Origin of the sequence: Lentzea flava, assembly GCF_014648475.1 — a bacterium.
Taxonomy (GTDB): domain Bacteria; phylum Actinomycetota; class Actinomycetes; order Mycobacteriales; family Pseudonocardiaceae; genus Lentzea; species Lentzea flava.
On the sequence record NZ_BMRE01000093.1, the window covers coordinates 1 to 18,208 of the forward strand.

Sequence of the window (18,208 nt, forward strand, 5' to 3'; positions counted from 1 at the left end):
ACCGAGTGGTCACAACCCTACCCATCAAGGTTGCACAAGGAATGGTGGCCTAATGAGCTTCGACGTGCGTCTCGTCGCACACGCGCCGAACGGTCCGCGTCTGGGCGTGCTGCCGACGCCGCTCTCGCTCGACGTGGCCGTGCCGCTCGACGACGTCGGCTCGCTGCGGCTGTCGTACGCGCTCGGCGCACCGGGCGCCGCCCTGCTCGCGAACCCGGTCGAGGTCGCCGTCGAGGCCTATGACCCGACTGCCGGGGCGTGGTCGGAGATCCTCGGCGGTCGGTTCCTGCGCATCAAGCGCAGCGGCAACGTGGTCGATCCGACCGGGACGCGGTCGTTCGAGCTGCCCGCCTACGCGTGGATGCTGCGCAAGGCCCGGTTGTTCCCGTCCACCCACGACAACGCCGAGGGCAAGCGCCCGTTTGCCTCGGCCACGGCGGGCACTGTCGTCGCGACGCTGCTCGGCGAGGCCAAGGCCCGTGGCGTGTTGCCCGGTCTCGCGGTCGACTTCACGCCGAGCACCGACAGCGCCGGGCAGCCGTGGGCGAAGGTGCTCACGATCGCTTACGAGCCCGGTATCGACGTGCTGACCGTGCTCGACAACCTCGCCGAGCAGGGCGTCGTCGACTGGGTGATGACCGGCCGTACGCTGCGGATTTTCAACGCCGACACCGTGCTCGCCCGCGACCTGACCGCCAGCGATTCCCCCGTCGACCTGCGGCTCGGGCGCGACGTCACCGACGCCCCGGACGAGGGCACGTTCGAGGACCTCGCGAGCGCCGTCTACGTCAAGGGCGAAGGCGACGCCCGGCTCGAACTCACCAACCCCAACGCCCCAACCCCCTGGGGCCGTTGGGAATCGTTCATCACCCAAGGCGGCGTGCGCAATGAGGGCACGATGCGGCTGCTCGCGCAGGCCGAACTCGACCGCACCGGCCGCGAACGCGTGCAGATCACCCGCGCCGTGTCGTTCGGCGCCGCGAAGTGGTTGCCGCTACGGGACTACCGGCCTGGCGACTACGTGCTCGCCCCCGGCGACGGTGGTGTGCTCGCGCCGCTGCGGGTCCGGCAGATCACCCTCACCCGCGACCAGGCGGGCACGCTCGGCGGCAACCTCGTGTTGAACGACCGGTTCCTCGAACGCGAGCTCAGGCTCGCGAAGCGCACGGCGGGCATCGTCGGGGGCTCGACCGCGAGCGGCGGTTCGGGCACCCGTCCGGCGCCGGAAGGACCGGACCCGCGCGACCCGCCGCACCGGCCGGGCTGATCGTCGCGACGACCGCGTATCTCGACTCCGACGGCGCCGCACGCGGCCAGATCACCGCCACGTGGGGCACCGTCGACAAGGCCACCGACGGCACGGCGATCGAGGTCGCCCGCTACGAGCTGTACCAACGGCCCAACGTCGCCGGGCTCACCTGGTCCAAGCTCACCGACACCCAGCACCCCGACAACACGGCGACCAGCTCGCCCTACGACGTCGGGACCGAATGGGCGTTCAAGGTCCGCGCCGTCAGTCGCGCCGGGGTCATCGGACCGTGGTCCAACACCTACGCCGTGACCATCGCCGCCGACGCCGAGGCACCACCGCGGCCATCGGCGCCGCGCCTGTCGACCAGGCTCGGCGTGATCCATGTCGACTGGGACGGCAAGGGCACCGCAGGCGAGGTCATGCCGAGCGACTTCTCACACGTCGACGTGTGGATGCAGGCGAGCAGCGACGCCCCGCTGTGGTCGGACACCTGGACCTACAGCGGCAACAAGCTCGACCCTGCACTGTGGACGGTCCTGCAATCGTCCACCGGCGGAGAGCACGCGTACACCGTCGCCAACAACAGGTTGACCATCACCGGTGGCTCGGACTTGCTGGCAACACGCGACACCGGCGCCCGTGACTACACGGTCACCGCCGCTGATCTGCGAGTCGGCGAGCAGTACCGCGCCGGGGTCTACGCCCGGTACGCGCCGGGGCCGTCGCAGACGTGGCCGTACAAGGAACGTGCCGTGTACGCGCTGGTCCGGCGTCGCGCCGAGAACCCGCTCGTGTTGTACGTCGATGCCGCGACCAGCAACCGTGAGGTGCCGCTGCCTCTGCCCGCCGGGGTCACGCCCGAGGCGCTCACGCTCGCCCTGGCGGTGCGTGGCCGTGTCGTTGAGGTGCTCGTCAACGGAAACTCCGTGCACACGGCCACGCTCACCGAGTCGGAGTTCGCCGAGTTGGACGGCACGGCCGCCGGGGTCTACCTGGAATGGCCGCAGTCCTCCGTCGGGCAGCTCACCGTCACACCTCCCGCCATCACCGCACCGGCGAGGGTCGGGCAATTGGAGGGCGCCGGGGGCATCGTCGTCAGCGACCAGCCGTACAACCAGGGCCGCCGCTTCCACTTCGTCGCCGTCGACCGCAGCGGCAACACTTCGGCCGCGTCCGCCCCGGCGACGATCAGCACGCGCCCGCTCGTGCCGCCCGACCTCGTCGGCAAACCGATCTACGGCGACAAGATCGTCGCGAACAGCATCACCGCCGATCAGCTCGCCGTCGGCTCGGTCACCGCCGGGGCGATCCGCGCCGGAGCCATCACCGCGGACAAGATCGCCGCCGACGCCATCGACAGCAAGACCATCACCGGCGCCACGATCCGCACCTCGGCGAGCAACCCGCGCGTGCAGGTCGACAGCGACGGTATCCACGCGTGGAACTCCTCCGGCACCCGCACCGTCGACATCTCCAGGGCGACCGGTGCCGCCGACATCGCCGGAACCCTGCGCACCGGCACGGACGGAATCCGTGCGGTCGTCACGTCGAGCGCGTTCGGCGGCTATCCGGGCGTCCACTTCACGGGCCTTGCCGAAGCGCCAGGGTTCGAGCCCACCGTGCACGCCCGCGAAGACGGCACCCTGTGGGCGCTGTCCGCCGAGCAGACTCCGAACAGCTCGGGCCGCGTCGACCTGATCATGCGCAAGGGCGGTGCCTGGTTCCTCGGCAAGCAGTTCGGCGACAGCAACGCGAGTGCGAGCCTCAACGCCGAGGGCGGCGGAAAGCTGTTCATCGACGGCGTTCTGCCGCGTGGCATGTCCAACACCCGGATGCTCGGGTTTGGCATCACGCACGTCAACCCCGGTGCGTTCTCGATCCGCATCGACCACGGCGGAACCGTCACCGTCGGTTCCCCGGTCCCGCACTGCACGATCGTCACCGGTGCGCCACAGGACGGCGTCACCTGGGGCGTGACCCGTTGGGACAACAGGGGATTTCAGTTCAACTGGTCTCGCGGCGCCGAGATCGACATTCATTGGTTGATCGTGAGGAGCGCCTGATGCGCATCGAAATCATCGGCACCGAGGTCACCGACGAGCAGGGCCTCGGACCCTGCTACCGGATCACGCAGCGCACCGACCTCGGGATCGAGCTGTACCTGCTGCCGCGCTCGGCCATCGCCGCCGACCTTGAGCTGTACGGCGTCGACGACCCGCTGCTCGTGCTCGACTGGCGCCTGCACGGCTACCGAGGCGAGCCACTCCCGCCGGGCACGATCGAGGCCTCGCTCTACACCGCCGCCGAGGCGCAGCAGGCACGGGTGTTCGCCCTGTACGCGCGAGCCCACCTCGGCAACGCCGTCGCCGGCTCAGAGACCGAGATCAGCGACGACCTGCGGGCGAAGATGACGCAGGAAATCGACCTCGCCGAGCAGGACGTCGAGGACCTCACCGCCAAGGCCCGCCGGATGCGTGCGGACGAGATCGACGCCATCCGCGCCACCGTGACCATCGTCGACGACCTCGGCCTCGCCGAGCTGCGCACCCTCGTGCTCACCGACGCCAAGCACATCGACGCCGACCGCGACCGCGTGCGACAGCAGCTCGCGCCGAGCATCCACACCGCCACCTAACCCGAACCACGCCGACCAGCCGCCGCACGTGGTGCGTCGGCCGATGGCGCACGTCCGCAGTCCCGACCGGAGAGGAACGCATGACCGCACCGACCCCCGATACCGGCGACGTCGTCGGCATCGACGCACCCGACGTCACGCCCGAACCGATCACCGACCCCGCGCACGCCGACTACGTCGAGCCGTTCGCCGACGCCGCCCCCGTCACCGAGGAGGCCTGAACATGGGCATCTACGTCGGATACGAGGGAGCGAAGTCCTGCACCGGCGGACCCACCTCGGGTGCGCAGGCGCTCATGTCGTGGTTCCTCGGCGCCTACCGCGCGCAGGGCGGCTACAACCTCGGCATCTACAACTGCGCCGTCATCCCCGGCAGCAACACGACCAGTCTGCACGGCGAGGGCCGAGCGACCGACCTCGGCGTGCCCGTCGGCGCCGGGTGGGCGCAGGTGCTCGCCGACAAGCTGATCAACAGCTCGGCCGAGCTGGGCGTGCAGTGCGTCATCTACAACCGGCGCATCTGGTCCGGCTCGTACCCCAACGCCGGATGGCGCCCGTACAGCGGCACCCACCCGCACCACGATCACCTGCACGTCGAACTCTCGTGGAACTCGGCGCGCACCCTCACCGCGGAGCGCGTGCAGCAGGTCCTCGGCGGTGGTGGCGGTGGTGCTCCGGTGCCGACGCCACCGGCGCCCGGTCAGCGGCCGACGATCCGCCGAGGCTCGACCGGCCCGGCGGTGAGCGAGGTGCAGCGCATCCTCAACGCCTGGTATCCGAGCCTGCCCCGGCTCGCCGTCGACGGCGATTTCGGCCCGCTCACCGACGCCCGCGTGCGCTACATGCAGGGCCGCGCCGGGCTCGCCGTCGACGGCGTCGTCGGGCCGGCAACCTGGCGCCGCCTGCTCGGCGGGTGACCGCCGTGCGCACCGCGGCTCTAGCCGTTCTCGGCCTGGTCCTCGTCCTGCTCGCCGCGCACGTCTGGCGCCGCGTCGGCGAGATCGAGGCGCAGATACGAGCTGGTGAGGACGAACTCGCCCACCGCGACTGACCGAAACCGCCGAGCTCACGTTCGCGCTCGGCAAACCCCCAACCGCAACAGGAGGACCATGTCCGACACCGTCATCGCGTGGCTTCGCACCGTCGTACCCGGTGCGTGGGCCGCGCTCATCAGCGGCCTGGTAAGCCTCGGCGCACCGGCCTACCTCACCGACGCACTCGGCAACGCGACCGGCCTCGTCGTACTGCCGATCGTGCTCGGCGTCGTGTACCCGCTACTGCGGAAGATCGAGGCGAGCCTGCCCGACTGGCTGACCCGCATCCTGCTCGGCTCGGCCCAGCCGCCGAGCTACCTCGACAAGCACAAGACGCCGTAATGACGAACGCCCCCGCGCCCATGATGGGCGCGGGGGCGTTCTTGTCGTCTGCGGGTCAGATAGTGGCGAGCGCGCTGTGTTCGTGTTGGTTCCATCCGAGGACACTGAACGGCACGCCGTCGAGGTAGGCCTGAATCCCTGCGAGCGGGTAGGGGATCACCTCGTCCGGCAGGTTGTCCCGGTGGAACCACCTGACCGCCGAGCACTTCTCAGGCTCTCGATTCGTCGGCTCGCCGATCCATCGGCGAGCCTCGAAGAACAGCCCGAGTCGCGGGATCGGGCCAGAACCGGCGACGTGCACGGTGTGCACGAGCCGTAGGTCGGCAGGGTCGGCGAACACTCCGACCTCTTCCTCAGCCTCGCGAACGGCGGCGGCGAGCACTGACTCGCCGTGGTCGAGTTTCCCCGAGGGCAGGTGCCACTGTCCGTTGCCGTACTCGCCGCGTCGTTGGGTGAGCAGCAACTCGTCGTCACGGACGAGCAGCAGGTGCACATCGATGATCGCCGGGGTGTCGGGCATCCGGGAGGTCCTTACGTCGCGTACTGGGTGCCTGCGGGCGCGGGTAGCGAGGCGCCGAGCCCGCAGGCAGGCTACGCGCTCCCCAGCCGAGGGCCGGGGACATCCACCAGTGCGGCGATGTGGTCGCCGATTCGCCGGGCGATCTGGTCTGGCATGGCACCGGTGGTGTCGAGCGTGACTACCTCGTGGCCAAGTTCAGCAAGCCGCTTGGCGGCTTTGCTGTACAGCTCGACCTCACGGGCGCTGGTGCTCACGTCGGTGTGGAAACGATCGTGGGAACCTCGCCTCGCGATTCGAGCGGCGGCGATTGTCGGGTCGGCCGTGAGGATCACGGCGAGGTCTGGCAGGTCTGCGTGTGCGTTGATGGCCTCGACGAAATCGAGTGGTACACCGTCCATCTGTTGCAGCACAAAGGAACTCGCCACGTATCGATCACAGATCACGATTTCCCCTGCGTCGCGTCGTGGCCGTAGTTCGTGGGCGAGATGGTGATACCGATCAGCCGCAACAAGACACGCCAGAGTCAGCCCCCGATAGGTGTCGGTCTTGCTGCGGGCGATCTCGCCGAGCTGGTTGCGCGAGGGCTGGGTCGTGACGTGGACAGCGAGACCGCGCCGTTCGAGGTCACGCCCGACGTTGCGCGCTGTCGTGGACTTGCCCGCTCCCTTCGGTCCGTCGAGGGTGATCAACAGCCCTCGGTGCGGTTGGCTCACGCGGCGGACTTCCGTTCGTGCTGCGCGCGCGACAAGGCCACGAGTTGTGCTCGCACGTAGTCGATTGGCGCCTCGGACAGTTGGACGTTCACGGAGAAGTTGAACTCATCGCGTTCCCGCATCGACTCGTCGACACCATCCGCAGTGAGGTCAACGGCGCTGTAGTTGAGAAGCTGCTCGGCGGTGTACTTCCCGGTCGCCATAAGACGAACCCAGTCTGGCGTACCTGGGTACGGGCGGTACTCGAACACGGACGCCCGGAACTGTTGGGGTGTGCCCTCTGTGATGTCCCACAGTCGGTGGACCAGGCGCACCGTTGAGTCGATCTCTTCACGGGTCTCGGTCGGAAGGCCGAGGATGAAATACCCCTTCACCCTGATGCCGCGTTCAGAAAGGCGTCGCACCACCGACACCGTCATGTCGGGGGTGATCCGCTTGTCGATCTGGCCGAGCATTCGCTCGCTGCCAGACTCGATGCCGAGGGCGACCTCGCGCAGGCCGTTGTCAGCGAGAGTGTCGAGCATGTCGTCGCTCGTGCGGTCAAGCACGTTGATTCGACCGGTGGCGTCCCATCGTGCCCATTGGCCGACGCGGTCGGTAGTGAACGCGGCCATCATCGTTTTGATGACACGTGGGGCACCGAGGAACAGGTCGTCAACGAACCGGAAGGCGGTCACGCCCGTGTCGCGCAGCTCCGCCATCTCGTCGAGGATGTTGTGCGGGCTGCGAGTTCGGATCTTGACATCTGGATTCGCGGACACAGCGGCGCCGCAGAACGAGCAGTCGTAGGGGCAGCCTCGGGCGCCGACCATGTTCGCTTCAAGTCGTCCGGCGTCGTGGTGCGGGTCCTGCGCGAGGTACGTGCGGTCGACAAACGGAAGTGCGTCAATGTCGGGTTGCAGATGGTGACTGGTTCCGGGTCGACCACCTTTGACGGGCGTGCGCATGATCGGGTCGAGCCACATCACTTCAGGCAACTCGGCGCGGTTGAGGTGGTCGTCGAGCAGCTTCGCGACTCGGGTCTCGCCTTCACCGATCACCAGGGCTGCACATCTCGACATGCGCGGGTCAGTGAGGATCTCTACGGGCATCGCTTTCGCCTGATGCCCGCCGAGCATGATCATGATGCCGGGGTCGAGCCGTTCGGCGATGTGAGCAGTGATCTTGTAGGTGGGTGCAAGGAGGTTGAACCCCACCCAGCGGGGCGCAACCTGATTGATCACCTCAACCGTGCGGGTGATCCCGAGGCCTTGCGCCTCGGCGTCGAGCACGCCCACGTTGAAGCCGCGTTCAGCGGCGTAGGTCGCGATGTAGGCCATGCCCAGGACGGGCAAGGTGAAGTCGTTGACCCGTGGTCGTTCGTCGTAGTCGCGCAACGGCGCGTTGACGAACAAGATGTCGAGGGTGCGGTCGAGGTTCGCGCCTGCGACCAGATCAGACAGCGGCGCCACCATTGGCATGACGAACTCCCCAAGCAAGCGTGAGCAGCGTCCACTCGGACAACTGCGCGCCCGCCATCCCTTGCCACATCTCGCCGAACTCGCGCGGCTCTTCGGGCCACGTGATCGACGGCGCGAGGGTCCCTGCCCATTTGCGCACAGCAAGGTCGGCGAACGGATACAGGTCATATCGATTAGTGCGGTCAGCAACCGAGGCGTGTGCGCTCCACGGCCCGATTTGCGGGGTGCGCTGCACCGCCGTCACGAAGTCCTCAGGCGACAACGCAGCCCACTCGTCGCCGTACTTGGTGACCCACTCGGCGGCGGCGCGCAACGCGCGAGCCTTGATGGCCATCCCGAGTTGCTGAAACGCGTCATCAGGCAACCCGAGGACCACGTCGGGCGTCGGGAACAACCACGTAGGACCAGCCGAGGTCTCGTGACGCTCGCCGTGCGCCTCGCAAAATGCGCGGTACTGCTTGCGGGCGATCCCGGCTCGGATGATCTGACGGACGATCGCTGTTCCCAGGGTGTCCCAGACATCAGGGTTGCGCAGTCGGGCGACAGGACCACCCGCGCGTAGCGGGTCAGCGATGGCGTCAGGCGCCTTGAGGTCGACGGGGTCGACAACGTCGAACTCCAGTGCGGCGGTCTCACAGCCGGCGGGCGCGTCCACATGCACGACGTGTCCACTGCCTTCAACATCTGGCGTGCACACAACCGACCACGTCTCGCCGTCCAATCGAACGGCTCGGCGAACTCGACCGTCATCACCAGTGAGCCAAGCGGGGTGGTCGAACATCATCGTTGGGCGCGTCATAGGTTCGTCTTCCTTCGGCGGCGACAGAAGGGGGACCATCCTCCCGATGGAGGTCCACGAGCGTTCGGTGCACCCGCCGAACACATCTCAGGCGCCCTCAGCAGCGAGGCAGGCAGGGCAAGCGTGAGCAGGATCAGTAGGTTCCTTGGGCGAGTAGATCGGCACGAAGGGCTCGCGGTCACACAATGGGGTGACCTCGCGACCAGTGATCGACCTTGCTCGGTGTGAGTCTCCGTCACGCGCTGACGCGTTGTGCCAGCGGTTGTCAGGCGCGCTGAGCGTGGCAGCCATGTCTCAGGCCGCAACTAGCTCGGGCAGCGTCCACACCGACGCAGCCGAGTCTCGGCCAGGTACGGGCAGCTTCGGGAACGGCCTCTGAGAGATCGGGCGAGGCGTCTCGACCAACGCCTGCACCTCAGCGCTAATCCGCTCCTTCAGCGCACCGACGGACAACGCCCCTTCTCCTGCCCCGGCGTGCTGCCCATATGCCTCGGTGACGAACCACCAGACGATGAGTGCAGCAACCGACAACACACCGAGCACGAACACGCTCGTAAAGATCAGAGCACCGACGAACATGTCGAATCTCCTTACGTCTATGGGATTTCTCCCGGCTACTGCTGCGGGTGGCCGCCCGGCGGGGACCACTGGAAGCGCCGCTCAAAGGCAACGGCGAGGGATTCGAACGGCACAGGGCGCACAGGTCCTCCGCCCGTTGGCATCAGGGGGCTTTCCCACATCCGCTGAGGAGGCAGCCGCGTCGCAACCGCGTAGTCCTCGTGGAAGACGGCGACAACGTCGAGGTACTGCCGGTCCGAACCCCAGCGCCAGAACTGCAACGCGTGGTCGACGCCATCCCGATCGAGCAGGGGCAAGACGTCGAATCCGGCGCGCAGAAGGCGCTCGACATCTGGGTGCGTACTCACCGCGGTTCCCTTCGAGTGGCGTGCGTCGTTGCCGGCGTAGACCGCTGCGCCGGTGGAAGCGGAACTGGCGACCGCGTCCGTGTTCCCATCGCCAGTTCCGCCCGCTCACCATCCCGAACCACAGGACCGAACGCAAGCAATCCGAGCAATCTTGCGCACACTTGCCCCGGTTGGCTTACACGATGGCTACAGAGCGCAGCATCCAAACTCGCTGGTCACCCGGTATGGCGTTGGCTCGCATGTCGATTGCGCAACAGGATGCTTGCCAGTGCGCAATCTCTGGAGGAGAACATGCAACTGAAGTTCCTCGGCACGACCAGCAACAGCGGCTCGTGCCCGACGCTGTTCCTCACCGATCGCGGGACCTACGTGGTGCAGGGGTACGTCGTCACGGACCCCGAGGCGATCGCGACCGCTCAAGCCCGTGAGGGTGGTTTGCCCGTCACCGAGACGCTCGTCGAGATCCCCGTCGAGCTGCTGAAGTTCGCACCCCAGGGTGCGTGATGCCTGAGCTGATCAGCGGTGAGGCCTTCGGCGCCCTCTTCCGCGACTTCGAGAGTTCAGCTTGGCGATGGGAGGCGCAGGGCACCTACAACCAGCCTGACGAAGTCGAGCCGTGGCAACGATGGCGGGATGGCATCCCCGTGCTTCAAGATCTCGACTGGCTACGTCCGTGGCTCGACGAGACCCAAGCGGCGACGAAGAGCGGCAAGGTGTTCCAGCGCGTTCGGATGCTCACCGAACCGTTGACCGAGTACCTGCGATGGCAGATGGAGGTAACACCAGCGAACCTAGCTGCGGGGGAAGAAATCTCCCTGCTCACACAGGCTGCGGCGGCAAGGCTCGGGCTACCAGAGCACGACTTCTGGATCTTCGATCACGTCAAGGTCGCCGTACTCCACTACGGTCCCAACGGCCTCATCGGCGCAGAGATCGTGACCGAACCCGCTACGGTGGCGCGGTACGAGCAATGGCGCAAGATTGCTTGGGCTGAGGCAGTCTCGTACGAGGATTTCGTCAAGACCTAGCCACCGACGAGGAGCCTGTGAGCACGCCAGAGGAGCGCCGCGCCGAGTTCGCCGACGAACTTCGCAGGGTTCGCGTTGAACTCGCCAAGCTGAACGGCAAGGACTTCGCCGCTCGGTGTGGTTGGCATGCTTCGAAGGTCTCGAAGATCGAAAACAAGCGTCAAGATCCCGATGACTCCGATGTCCTCGTGTGGATGAACACGGCGGGGGCATCGGAGTCCGAGACCGAGCGCATGCGCGCATGGCTGCGCGGGATCAACATCGACGCGGCTTCGTGGAAGCACCAGCTTCGCAAGGGACACAGCGACCGGCAGACCTACAGCAAGCAGGTTGAGGCGACGGCCAAACGCATCCGCGTGTTTGAGCTGATCATCGTGCCGGGGCTGGTGCAGATCGCCGACTATGCGCGGTGCGTCTTCGACGCTGCCGCCGCGTTCCAGCGAGTCCCGATCGACACCGAAGAGGCGCTGAGCATCCGCATGGAGCGACAGCACGCCCTCTACGACAACGCCAAAGAGATCGAGCTGCTGATCTGCGAGTCGGCGCTGCTCTACTACGTCTGCCCTCCTGAGGTGATGGTCGCGCAGATCGACAGGCTTCTCGCACTGCTCGGGCTTCGCGTGAGGTTCGGCATCATCCCGTTGGGCACCCGGCTCCCGGTCGTTCCGCCTAACGGCTTCTGGATCGTCGGCGAGCGAGTGCTGATCGAGACCGTCGACACGGAGATCAACACCGAAACGCCTTCCGACATAGAGACCTACAACCGTCTGATGGACGAGTTGTGGAACGTGGCGGTGGTGGACAACGACGCTCGCAAGATCCTCGTTCGTTGCTCCGAGGCCGCTTCAGCAGCCGCCGCCACGGCTGACAGAGTTCCGCCTCAGGAGGTAGCTACGTAGATGGACAAGGTGCGCTTTAGGAAGTCGAGTTACAGCGGCGGCAACCCCGAGGCCTGCGTCGAGGTCGGGTTCGCCGATGACGGTGTGCACGTGCGCGATTCCAAGAACACGAAACCGGTAACGCTGGCGTTCAAGCCTGCCGCGTGGGCTGCCTTCATGTCCTCACCAAGTGTCGCGGAGTCGACCTCCGCCTGACGAGCCCGCCGAGCTTGCCAAGGCTCGGCGGCTGCTCACTGAACACTTCCACCATGCGTCGACCTACCGGCTTCCACGGCGACGCGACTTTGCGCTGAGGTACGCCATGCGCGTGTAGTGCTCGCGCTCAAGAGCCGCAGCGCGTTGGTCGACGATCTCGGGCGGCAGCACGCCCTCGGGGTCGGCAAGATCCCGAAACCGGTTCCTGGCCGCTTTCCGTGCAGCCTCGGTGCGGGCCGTGCGGTTCGTTGTCCTGGCCCATGAAGCATGAGCCCCAAGCTTGGCGCGCAAAGTGCGCTGCGCTGGTGTCAGTTCATCACTCACTGCACCAGCACAGCGCACCCATGTCACCTGAGTGGCCGTCGACTTCCGGCTACACCCGATCGCCGAGGGCCATCGCGCGGTGCGCCAACTGCGCTCGCTCGTCCGCTGCACTCGCTCCGTAACGCCGCAACATTTGGTCCGACTTCCACCCCATGATCCGCATAAGGTCGGTTTCGTTCCCGCCCTTGAGCTGCCACGTGTGCGCGAAGGTGTGGCGCAGACGGTGCGCGAACATGTTTTCGATACCGGCCTGCCGACCGCGCCGTTTGATCATTTGCTTGATCCCGTCCGCAGTCATCGGCCCTCGCAGGCCGAGCCAAAGTTCGGGCCTGCTCGCGTGCTTGTGCTTGGCGCGCAGTTTCAGGTACCTCGTGATCGCCGTACCGGTTTTGGGGCCGAACGGAATCGTTCGTTGCCTACGCCCCTTGCCGAGCACTCGAATGACGTCGACATCGAGGTCGAGGTCGTCGAGATTGAGCACCGCCTCAGAAAGCCGCGCCGCCGTGTCGAAGTACAGCCGGATGATTGCGGTGTCCCGGACCGATTCGAAGTCCTTGCCCTTGCACACGTTCAGCAGCTCGGCCATGCCTCCGTCACTGACAATCGGCACCGGCTGCTCGGGCAGGTCAGGCGCCTTGGTGCGGTCCATCGGCGAACGGTCCATCTCCTCTTCGGACTCGACCATCCACTTGAAGAACGTCCGCAAGGCGCGGTAGTTGGTGTGCCCGTTCGGCGCCGACGTCTTCTCGATCAGGTCGGCCATGAATTCGTTGATGTGGTCCGGCGTGGTCTCGTCAGCCTCGAACGGCTCGGCCTGCGCGTAGGCCCACTCTCCGAGCTGACGCACTGCGTAGATGTAGATACGGATCGTGTTGTCGGACTTGTTCTGAGCCTTCAGCGCACGGTGCCATCCACGCGCGTGGAGTCCCCAGCCACCAGCGGGGAAGGTGATCGACTTCGTCACGCTCAAACCCTCCAAGCGGAGTGTCACTGAGCGCTGTGCTTGGAAGCACCTTGGGCGAGAGTGCTCCCTGACCAACCGTTCTGGCTGGTCAGGGAGCCATAAGAGCCGGCGAGGGGAATCGAACCCCTAACCTTTCGCTTACAAGGCGAGTGCTCTGCCAATTGAGCTACGCCGGCCTGGCTCGTGTTCGCGAACATGGTAAGCGCCTGTTGCGGGTGCTACCTGCGGCGAACGGTCTGCTCTCAGTGTGATCGGATTGCTCCGGTCGGAGTCAGGCCAACCAACTGAGTGGATCAAAGCGCCGGACAGGCCGCCTTGACCAGGTCAGGAGGGTAACCAACGGACAGTGATCATGTCCTCCTTTTCGGGTCGCCCGATCGGAGGTGGCAGACGCCACAGCAACAGTTGACCGACTCCTCACGATCACACGACGGAGGTGCGCGAGATTTCCACGAACAACCTGCACGGCCCCTCGCTGCCCGACGACACCACGGTTCACCTGGTACTCGATCTCGCGTTGAAGATCGGCGAGGTTCAAATGGCCAGTGGGGCCGGCGCGGCCGATGTAACAGCGACGATTCTCTCAGTCACCGAGAGCTATGGACTTCCCCATACCGAAGTCGACGTGATCTACACCTCAATCAGCGTGTCTTGTCACCGGGGAACCGACGCGCCACCGATCACCGCGGTACGAGTCGTCCGCCAGCGCAGCCTCGACTACACGCGACTGGCCGCCGTGGAACACCTCGTGCGGAATCTCGGGCCGATCGAGGACGCGCACGCCGAACTCGAACGCATCACCACGGCCAAGCACCCTTACCCGCGTTGGGTCGCCACGGTCGCGTGGGCAGGCATGGCCGCGGCTGTCGCGTTCCTCGTCGGTGGCGGGCTCGCGCTCGCGATCACGGCGGCCGTCGTCACCGCGGTGATCGACCGGGTCGGCCGGATCCTCAACCGTCGTGCGCTGCCGTTCTTCTTCCAGCAGGTCGTCGGCGGCGCGCTCGCCACCGGTGCGGCGCTCACCGTCTACGCCACCGGACTGCTGCCCACCGTGCGGCCCAGTCTGCTCGTGGCCGTCGGGATCGTCGTGCTGTTGTCCGGACTCGCCCTGGTCAGCACCGTGCAGGACGCGATCTCCGGCTACAACGTCACCGCCGCCGGGCGCACCGTCGAGACCGTGCTGCTCAGCGCGGGCCTGATCGCGGGCGTCGCGCTGGCCATCCGCACGGCCGTCCACTTCGGACTGCAGATCCGGCTCACCGACCCGCTGCCGCCGTTGATCTCCGCGGTGCCGATGCAGTTCGCGGCCGGTGCCGCGACGAGTGCGTTCTTCGCGCTCGCCTGCTACGCCCAGCCCCGCGCGCTCGTCGCCGCGGCCATCTCCGGCGCGATCGGCACGGCGTCCTACGGGCTCGTGACGAGTGCCGGGCTCGACGTGCTGCTCGGGTCCGCCGTGGCCGCCGCGATCACCGGGTTCGGCGGCGCGACCATGACCCGCAGGCTGCGCATCCCGACGCTCGTCGTCGTGCAGGCGGGCGTGGTCCCGTTGCTGCCCGGCTGGACCACCTACCGGGGGCTGTTCCAGCTCACCGCGGAGGGCGATCCGGCCGGTTTGAGCACGCTCGTGTTCGCGAGTGGTATTGCTCTCGCCCTCGCCGGAGGGGTGGTGTTCGGCGAGTACCTGGCCCAGCCGGTGCGCACCGGACTGGGCCGCCTGGAGCGCAAGTTCGCTGGTCCACGTATGTCCGGGCCTCTTAAACCCACCGAGCGTCGGTTGGAGTGAACGTGGCTGTGACGGGGGTTACACGACACGCCTTGGACACGCGTCCGCACTAGCCTCGGAAATGTGAGCATGGACATTGGCGAGAACGGGGCGGAATTCGTAGTCGTGGCCAACCGGCTCCCGGTTGACCTGGAGCGCTTGCCCGACGGCACAGAACGGTGGAAGCACAGCCCTGGCGGGTTGGTGAGCGCGCTCGAACCGTTCCTCCGCTCACACAGCGGTGCCTGGGTCGGCTGGCCCGGTGTGGCCGACGCCGAGGTCGCCCCGTTCGAGGACGACGGACTGCTGCTGCACCCCGTCCAGCTGTCCGCCAAGGACGTCGAGGACTACTACGAGGGCTTCTCCAACGGCACGCTCTGGCCGCTCTACCACGACGTCGTGGCGCAGCCGGCGTTCCACCGGCACTGGTGGAACGCCTACGTGCGGGTCAACCAGCGGTTCGCCGACGCGACCGCGAAGATCGCCGCGCAGGGCGCCACGGTGTGGGTGCAGGACTACCAGCTGCAGCTCGTCCCCGCGATGCTGCGCGAGCAGCGCCCCGATCTGAAGATCGGCTTCTTCCTGCACATCCCGTTCCCGCCGGTCGAGCTGTTCATGCAGCTCCCGTGGCGGACGGAGATCATCCGCGGTCTGCTCGGCGCCGATCTCGTCGGGTTCCACCGGCCGGGTGGCGCGCAGAACTTCCTCTGGCTGGCCCGCCGCCTCGTCGGCCTGGAGCCGAGCCGCGGCACCGTGGGTGTCAGGACCCGGCCAGGTGTCGTCCAGGTCGGCGACCGCACGGTGCGCGTGGGCGCGTTCCCGATCTCGATCGACAGCGCGGGACTCGACGCGCTGGCGCGGAAGAAGGAGACGCAGGCCCGCGCGAGGCAGATTCGAGAGGACCTGGGCAACCCCAAGCGCATCCTGCTCGGCGTGGACCGTCTCGACTACACCAAGGGCATCGACGTCCGGATCAAGGCTCTCTACGAGCTGATCGCGGACGGACGCGTGGACCCGGAGGACGTCGCGATGGTCCAGCTCGCCACTCCCAGCCGGGAGCGGGTCGACCACTACGTGACGATGCGCAGGGACATCGAACAGTCCGTCGGCCGGATCAACGGCGAGTTCGGGCGGGTCGGCAAACCGGTGGTCCACTACCTCCACCAGTCGGTCAACCGCGAGGAACTCGTCGCGTTCATGAGCGCCGCGGACGTCATGGTCGTGACGCCGGTTCGTGACGGTATGAACCTGGTGTGCAAGGAGTACGTGGCCTGCCGATATGATCTTGGTGGAGCTCTGGTGCTCAGCGAGTTCGCCGGCGCTGCCGCAGAACTGACCAGTGCGTTCCTGGTGAACCCCCATGATCTGGACGGTGTCAAGAACGCACTGCAGGCCGCCCTCGACATCGATCCCGCAGAAGGCCGCCGTAGGATGCGCGCGCTGCGCCGCCAAGTCCTCACCCACGACGTTGACCGCTGGGCAAGGTCGTTCCTGGAGGCGTTGGGCACGCAGACCTCGGTCTGAATCCTTTCAGATCCCATTGACCCGACGAGTGCTCCAGGAGGGGCGTTGACCGCCGAGGCCCTCCCCGCCGAACTGCGGCGAGCCATCTGTCAGCTCGCCCGCACCCCGCGACTGCTGGTCGCCAGCGACTACGACGGAACACTCGCGCCGATCGTGAGCGACCCGGAGCAGGCCCGCCCGCTCCCGGAATCGGTGAACGCGCTGCGTTCTCTCGCGAGCCTGCACGAGACCACCTCCGCAGTGATCTCCGGTCGTGCGCTGCGCGACCTCGCCACGCTCTCCCGCCTACCGGGTGAGGTGCACCTGGTCGGCTCGCACGGCTCCGAGTTCGACGTCGGCTTCGTCCACGCGCTGGACGCGAACGCCAAGGCGTTGCTGCGCCGCATCGAGGCCGAGCTGGAACAGATCGTCGACGGCCACGAGGGCGTGCACCTCGAGGTCAAGCCCGCGTCCGTCGCCGTGCACGTGCGCCGTGCGGAGGCGTCGGTCGGCGAGGTCGTGCTGGAGGCGGTCCGCTCCGGTCCGTGCACCTGGGAAGGTGTGCAGGTCACCGAGGGCAAGGCCGTCATCGAGCTCGCCGTCGTGCAGACCGACAAGGGTCACGCGCTGGACATCCTGCGCCACCAGGTCGGCGCCACCGCGGCGATCTTCCTGGGCGACGACGTGACGGACGAGAAGGCGTTCGCGCGCCTGTCCGGCCCCGATCTCGGCATCCGCGTCGGTCCCGGCGAGTCGCTCGCCGAGTACTACGTGAACGACCCCGCCGACGTCGCGACCGTGCTGGCGTTCCTCCTGGAGGAGCGGCGCGCGTGGCTGCACGGCGACCAGGCCGTGCCGATCGAGCGGCTGACGATGCTCGCCAACGAGCGGTCGGTCGCGCTGGTCACGCCGGACGCCAAGGTCAACTGGCTGTGCCACCCCGAGCCCGACTCGGCCGCGATCTTCGCGGACCTGCTGGGCGGACCGGCGGCGGGCCACTTCTCGATCAAGCCGGAGCACGGGTCGCTGCCGCTGGGCCAGCGCTACCTGCCGGGCACGATGATCGTGGAGACCCGCTGGTCGCGCCTCCTGGTGACGGACTACCTGGAGCACGACCTCGCCTCGCACCGCACCGACCTGGTGCGCCGGATCTCCGGCTCGACCAACGCCGTGATCACGTTCGCGCCGCGGCCCGAGTTCGGCCAGGTGCCGGTGCGGCTGCTGCGCGAGCGCGACGGTCTGCGCGTGGTCGGCACCTCGGACCCGATGGTGCTGCGTTCGCCGGGCGTCGACTGGGAGATCACCTCGGACGGCGTCCAGGAGACCGCGCGCGCGATCGTGCGTCCGCGTGAGGGCGCCCCGGTGTTGCTGGAGCTGCGGTGCGGCACCGACGACCTCTCCGAGCACGCGTTGCCCGAGTCCGTGCGGCGTGACCGCGCGGCCGGCTACTGGTCGGACTGGGCGGCGGGCCTCAAGCTCCCGACCGTGCAGACGGACCTGGTGCTGCGCTCGGCGCTGACGTTGCGCGGCCTGGTGCACAAGGACTCCGGCTCGATCATGGCGGCGGCCACCACGTCGCTGCCGGAGGAGCTGGGCGGCGTCCGCAACTGGGACTACCGCTACTGCTGGCTGCGTGACGGCGCGATGACCGCCTCGGCGCTGGTGTCGGTGGGCTCGTACGCGGAGGCCGACGGCTTCCTGGCGTGGCTGCACCGCGTGCTGGAGACCCTCCCCGGCCCCGAGCGCCTGCACCCGCTGTACACGTTGCACGGCACTCAGCTCGGTGCCGAGGCCGTGATCGACACGCTGCCCGGCTACGCGGGTTCACGTCCCGTGCGCGTCGGCAACCTCGC

Annotated in this window: 21 protein-coding genes and 1 tRNA gene; 14 read left to right on the top strand and 8 right to left on the bottom strand. The window is 67.4% G+C overall.

Annotated elements, in window-relative coordinates:
- Window positions 1-52 precede the first annotated feature (52 nt).
- From IEZ09_RS44115 to IEZ09_RS44140, 7 genes are all read left to right on the top strand, one after another.
- The gene (locus IEZ09_RS44115; RefSeq protein ID WP_189259840.1) at window positions 53-1,267 is read left to right on the top strand and encodes a hypothetical protein; all 1,215 of its coding nucleotides are present in this window, start codon (window positions 53-55) and stop codon (window positions 1,265-1,267) included.
- Between the two features lie 290 nt (window positions 1,268-1,557).
- A complete protein-coding gene (locus IEZ09_RS44120; RefSeq protein WP_189259841.1) occupies window positions 1,558-3,315 on the top strand; it encodes a hypothetical protein in 1,758 nt (585 codons plus the stop codon).
- Entirely contained in the window at window positions 3,315-3,887 is a 573-nt protein-coding gene (locus tag IEZ09_RS44125; protein ID WP_189259842.1) for a hypothetical protein, read from the top strand. Before IEZ09_RS44120 ends, IEZ09_RS44125 begins: the two co-directional genes overlap by 1 nt.
- An 80-nt stretch (window positions 3,888-3,967) precedes the next feature.
- Window positions 3,968-4,108 carry a hypothetical protein gene (locus tag IEZ09_RS44130; protein ID WP_189259843.1) on the top strand — a complete coding sequence of 47 codons (141 nt, stop codon included), beginning with the start codon at window positions 3,968-3,970 and terminating at the stop codon, window positions 4,106-4,108.
- Between the two features lie 2 nt (window positions 4,109-4,110).
- On the top strand, window positions 4,111-4,803 hold the full coding sequence (locus tag IEZ09_RS44135) for a peptidoglycan-binding domain-containing protein (RefSeq protein ID WP_229813484.1): 693 nt from the start codon (window positions 4,111-4,113) through the stop codon (window positions 4,801-4,803).
- 5 nt (window positions 4,804-4,808) lie between these two features.
- Entirely contained in the window at window positions 4,809-4,937 is a 129-nt protein-coding gene (locus IEZ09_RS47615) for a hypothetical protein (protein WP_268247692.1), read from the top strand.
- Between the two features lie 58 nt (window positions 4,938-4,995).
- Window positions 4,996-5,262, top strand: a complete 267-nt coding sequence (locus IEZ09_RS44140; protein ID WP_189259844.1) for a hypothetical protein — start codon at window positions 4,996-4,998, stop codon at window positions 5,260-5,262.
- Window positions 5,263-5,317: 55 nt separating this feature from the next.
- On the opposite strand, the gene IEZ09_RS44145 is transcribed toward IEZ09_RS44140, so the two are convergent.
- The 6 genes from IEZ09_RS44145 to IEZ09_RS44170 all read right to left on the bottom strand — a co-directional run bounded on the left by IEZ09_RS44145 (window position 5,318) and on the right by IEZ09_RS44170 (window position 9,680).
- Window positions 5,318-5,782, bottom strand: a complete 465-nt coding sequence (locus tag IEZ09_RS44145) for an NUDIX hydrolase (protein WP_189259845.1) — start codon at window positions 5,780-5,782, stop codon at window positions 5,318-5,320.
- A gap of 71 nt (window positions 5,783-5,853) precedes the next feature.
- Window positions 5,854-6,471 (bottom strand): dTMP kinase, encoded by a 618-nt coding sequence (gene tmk, locus IEZ09_RS44150; protein WP_229813485.1) that lies wholly within the window; start codon window positions 6,469-6,471, stop codon window positions 5,854-5,856.
- A 20-nt stretch (window positions 6,472-6,491) separates the two neighbouring features.
- Entirely contained in the window at window positions 6,492-7,955 is a 1,464-nt protein-coding gene (locus tag IEZ09_RS44155) for a B12-binding domain-containing radical SAM protein (protein WP_229813486.1), read from the bottom strand.
- On the bottom strand, window positions 7,930-8,616 hold the full coding sequence (locus tag IEZ09_RS44160; protein ID WP_229813487.1) for a DNA glycosylase family protein: 687 nt from the start codon (window positions 8,614-8,616) through the stop codon (window positions 7,930-7,932). Before IEZ09_RS44160 ends, IEZ09_RS44155 begins: the two co-directional genes overlap by 26 nt.
- Window positions 8,617-9,048: 432 nt before the next feature.
- Window positions 9,049-9,333: a hypothetical protein gene (locus IEZ09_RS44165; RefSeq protein WP_189259847.1), complete on the bottom strand. Its 285-nt coding sequence runs from the start codon at window positions 9,331-9,333 to the stop codon at window positions 9,049-9,051.
- Between the two features lie 35 nt (window positions 9,334-9,368).
- The gene (locus IEZ09_RS44170; RefSeq protein WP_189259848.1) at window positions 9,369-9,680 is read right to left on the bottom strand and encodes a hypothetical protein; all 312 of its coding nucleotides are present in this window, start codon (window positions 9,678-9,680) and stop codon (window positions 9,369-9,371) included.
- A gap of 291 nt (window positions 9,681-9,971) precedes the next feature.
- On the opposite strand from IEZ09_RS44170, the gene IEZ09_RS44175 reads away from it, so the two are divergent.
- The 4 genes from IEZ09_RS44175 to IEZ09_RS44190 are packed head-to-tail and all read left to right on the top strand — an operon-like array spanning window position 9,972 to window position 11,802.
- A complete protein-coding gene (locus tag IEZ09_RS44175) occupies window positions 9,972-10,184 on the top strand; it encodes a hypothetical protein (RefSeq protein ID WP_189259849.1) in 213 nt (70 codons plus the stop codon).
- Window positions 10,184-10,708, top strand: a complete 525-nt coding sequence (locus IEZ09_RS44180; RefSeq protein ID WP_189259850.1) for a DUF6879 family protein — start codon at window positions 10,184-10,186, stop codon at window positions 10,706-10,708. Before IEZ09_RS44175 ends, IEZ09_RS44180 begins: the two co-directional genes overlap by 1 nt.
- A 17-nt stretch (window positions 10,709-10,725) precedes the next feature.
- Entirely contained in the window at window positions 10,726-11,607 is an 882-nt protein-coding gene (locus tag IEZ09_RS44185) for a helix-turn-helix domain-containing protein (protein ID WP_189259851.1), read from the top strand.
- The gene (locus tag IEZ09_RS44190) at window positions 11,608-11,802 is read left to right on the top strand and encodes a DUF397 domain-containing protein (RefSeq protein WP_189259852.1); all 195 of its coding nucleotides are present in this window, start codon (window positions 11,608-11,610) and stop codon (window positions 11,800-11,802) included. It abuts the gene before it with no gap.
- A gap of 373 nt (window positions 11,803-12,175) precedes the next feature.
- Here the strand turns inward: IEZ09_RS44190 and IEZ09_RS44195 are convergent, their stop codons facing one another.
- Both IEZ09_RS44195 and IEZ09_RS44200 read right to left on the bottom strand, forming a co-directional pair.
- Window positions 12,176-13,090 (bottom strand): tyrosine-type recombinase/integrase, encoded by a 915-nt coding sequence (locus tag IEZ09_RS44195; protein WP_189259853.1) that lies wholly within the window; start codon window positions 13,088-13,090, stop codon window positions 12,176-12,178.
- Between the two features lie 103 nt (window positions 13,091-13,193).
- A tRNA-Thr gene (locus IEZ09_RS44200) sits at window positions 13,194-13,266 on the bottom strand.
- A gap of 260 nt (window positions 13,267-13,526) precedes the next feature.
- On the opposite strand from IEZ09_RS44200, the gene IEZ09_RS44205 reads away from it, so the two are divergent.
- The 3 genes from IEZ09_RS44205 to otsB all read left to right on the top strand — a co-directional run.
- Window positions 13,527-14,873: a threonine/serine exporter family protein gene (locus IEZ09_RS44205; protein WP_229813488.1), complete on the top strand. Its 1,347-nt coding sequence runs from the start codon at window positions 13,527-13,529 to the stop codon at window positions 14,871-14,873.
- Window positions 14,874-14,942: 69 nt separating this feature from the next.
- The gene (locus tag IEZ09_RS44210) at window positions 14,943-16,376 is read left to right on the top strand and encodes an alpha,alpha-trehalose-phosphate synthase (UDP-forming) (protein WP_189259859.1); all 1,434 of its coding nucleotides are present in this window, start codon (window positions 14,943-14,945) and stop codon (window positions 16,374-16,376) included.
- A 45-nt stretch (window positions 16,377-16,421) separates the two neighbouring features.
- A partial coding sequence (gene otsB, locus IEZ09_RS44215) for a trehalose-phosphatase (protein ID WP_189259854.1) occupies window positions 16,422-18,208 on the top strand: 1,787 nt, incomplete at its 3' end.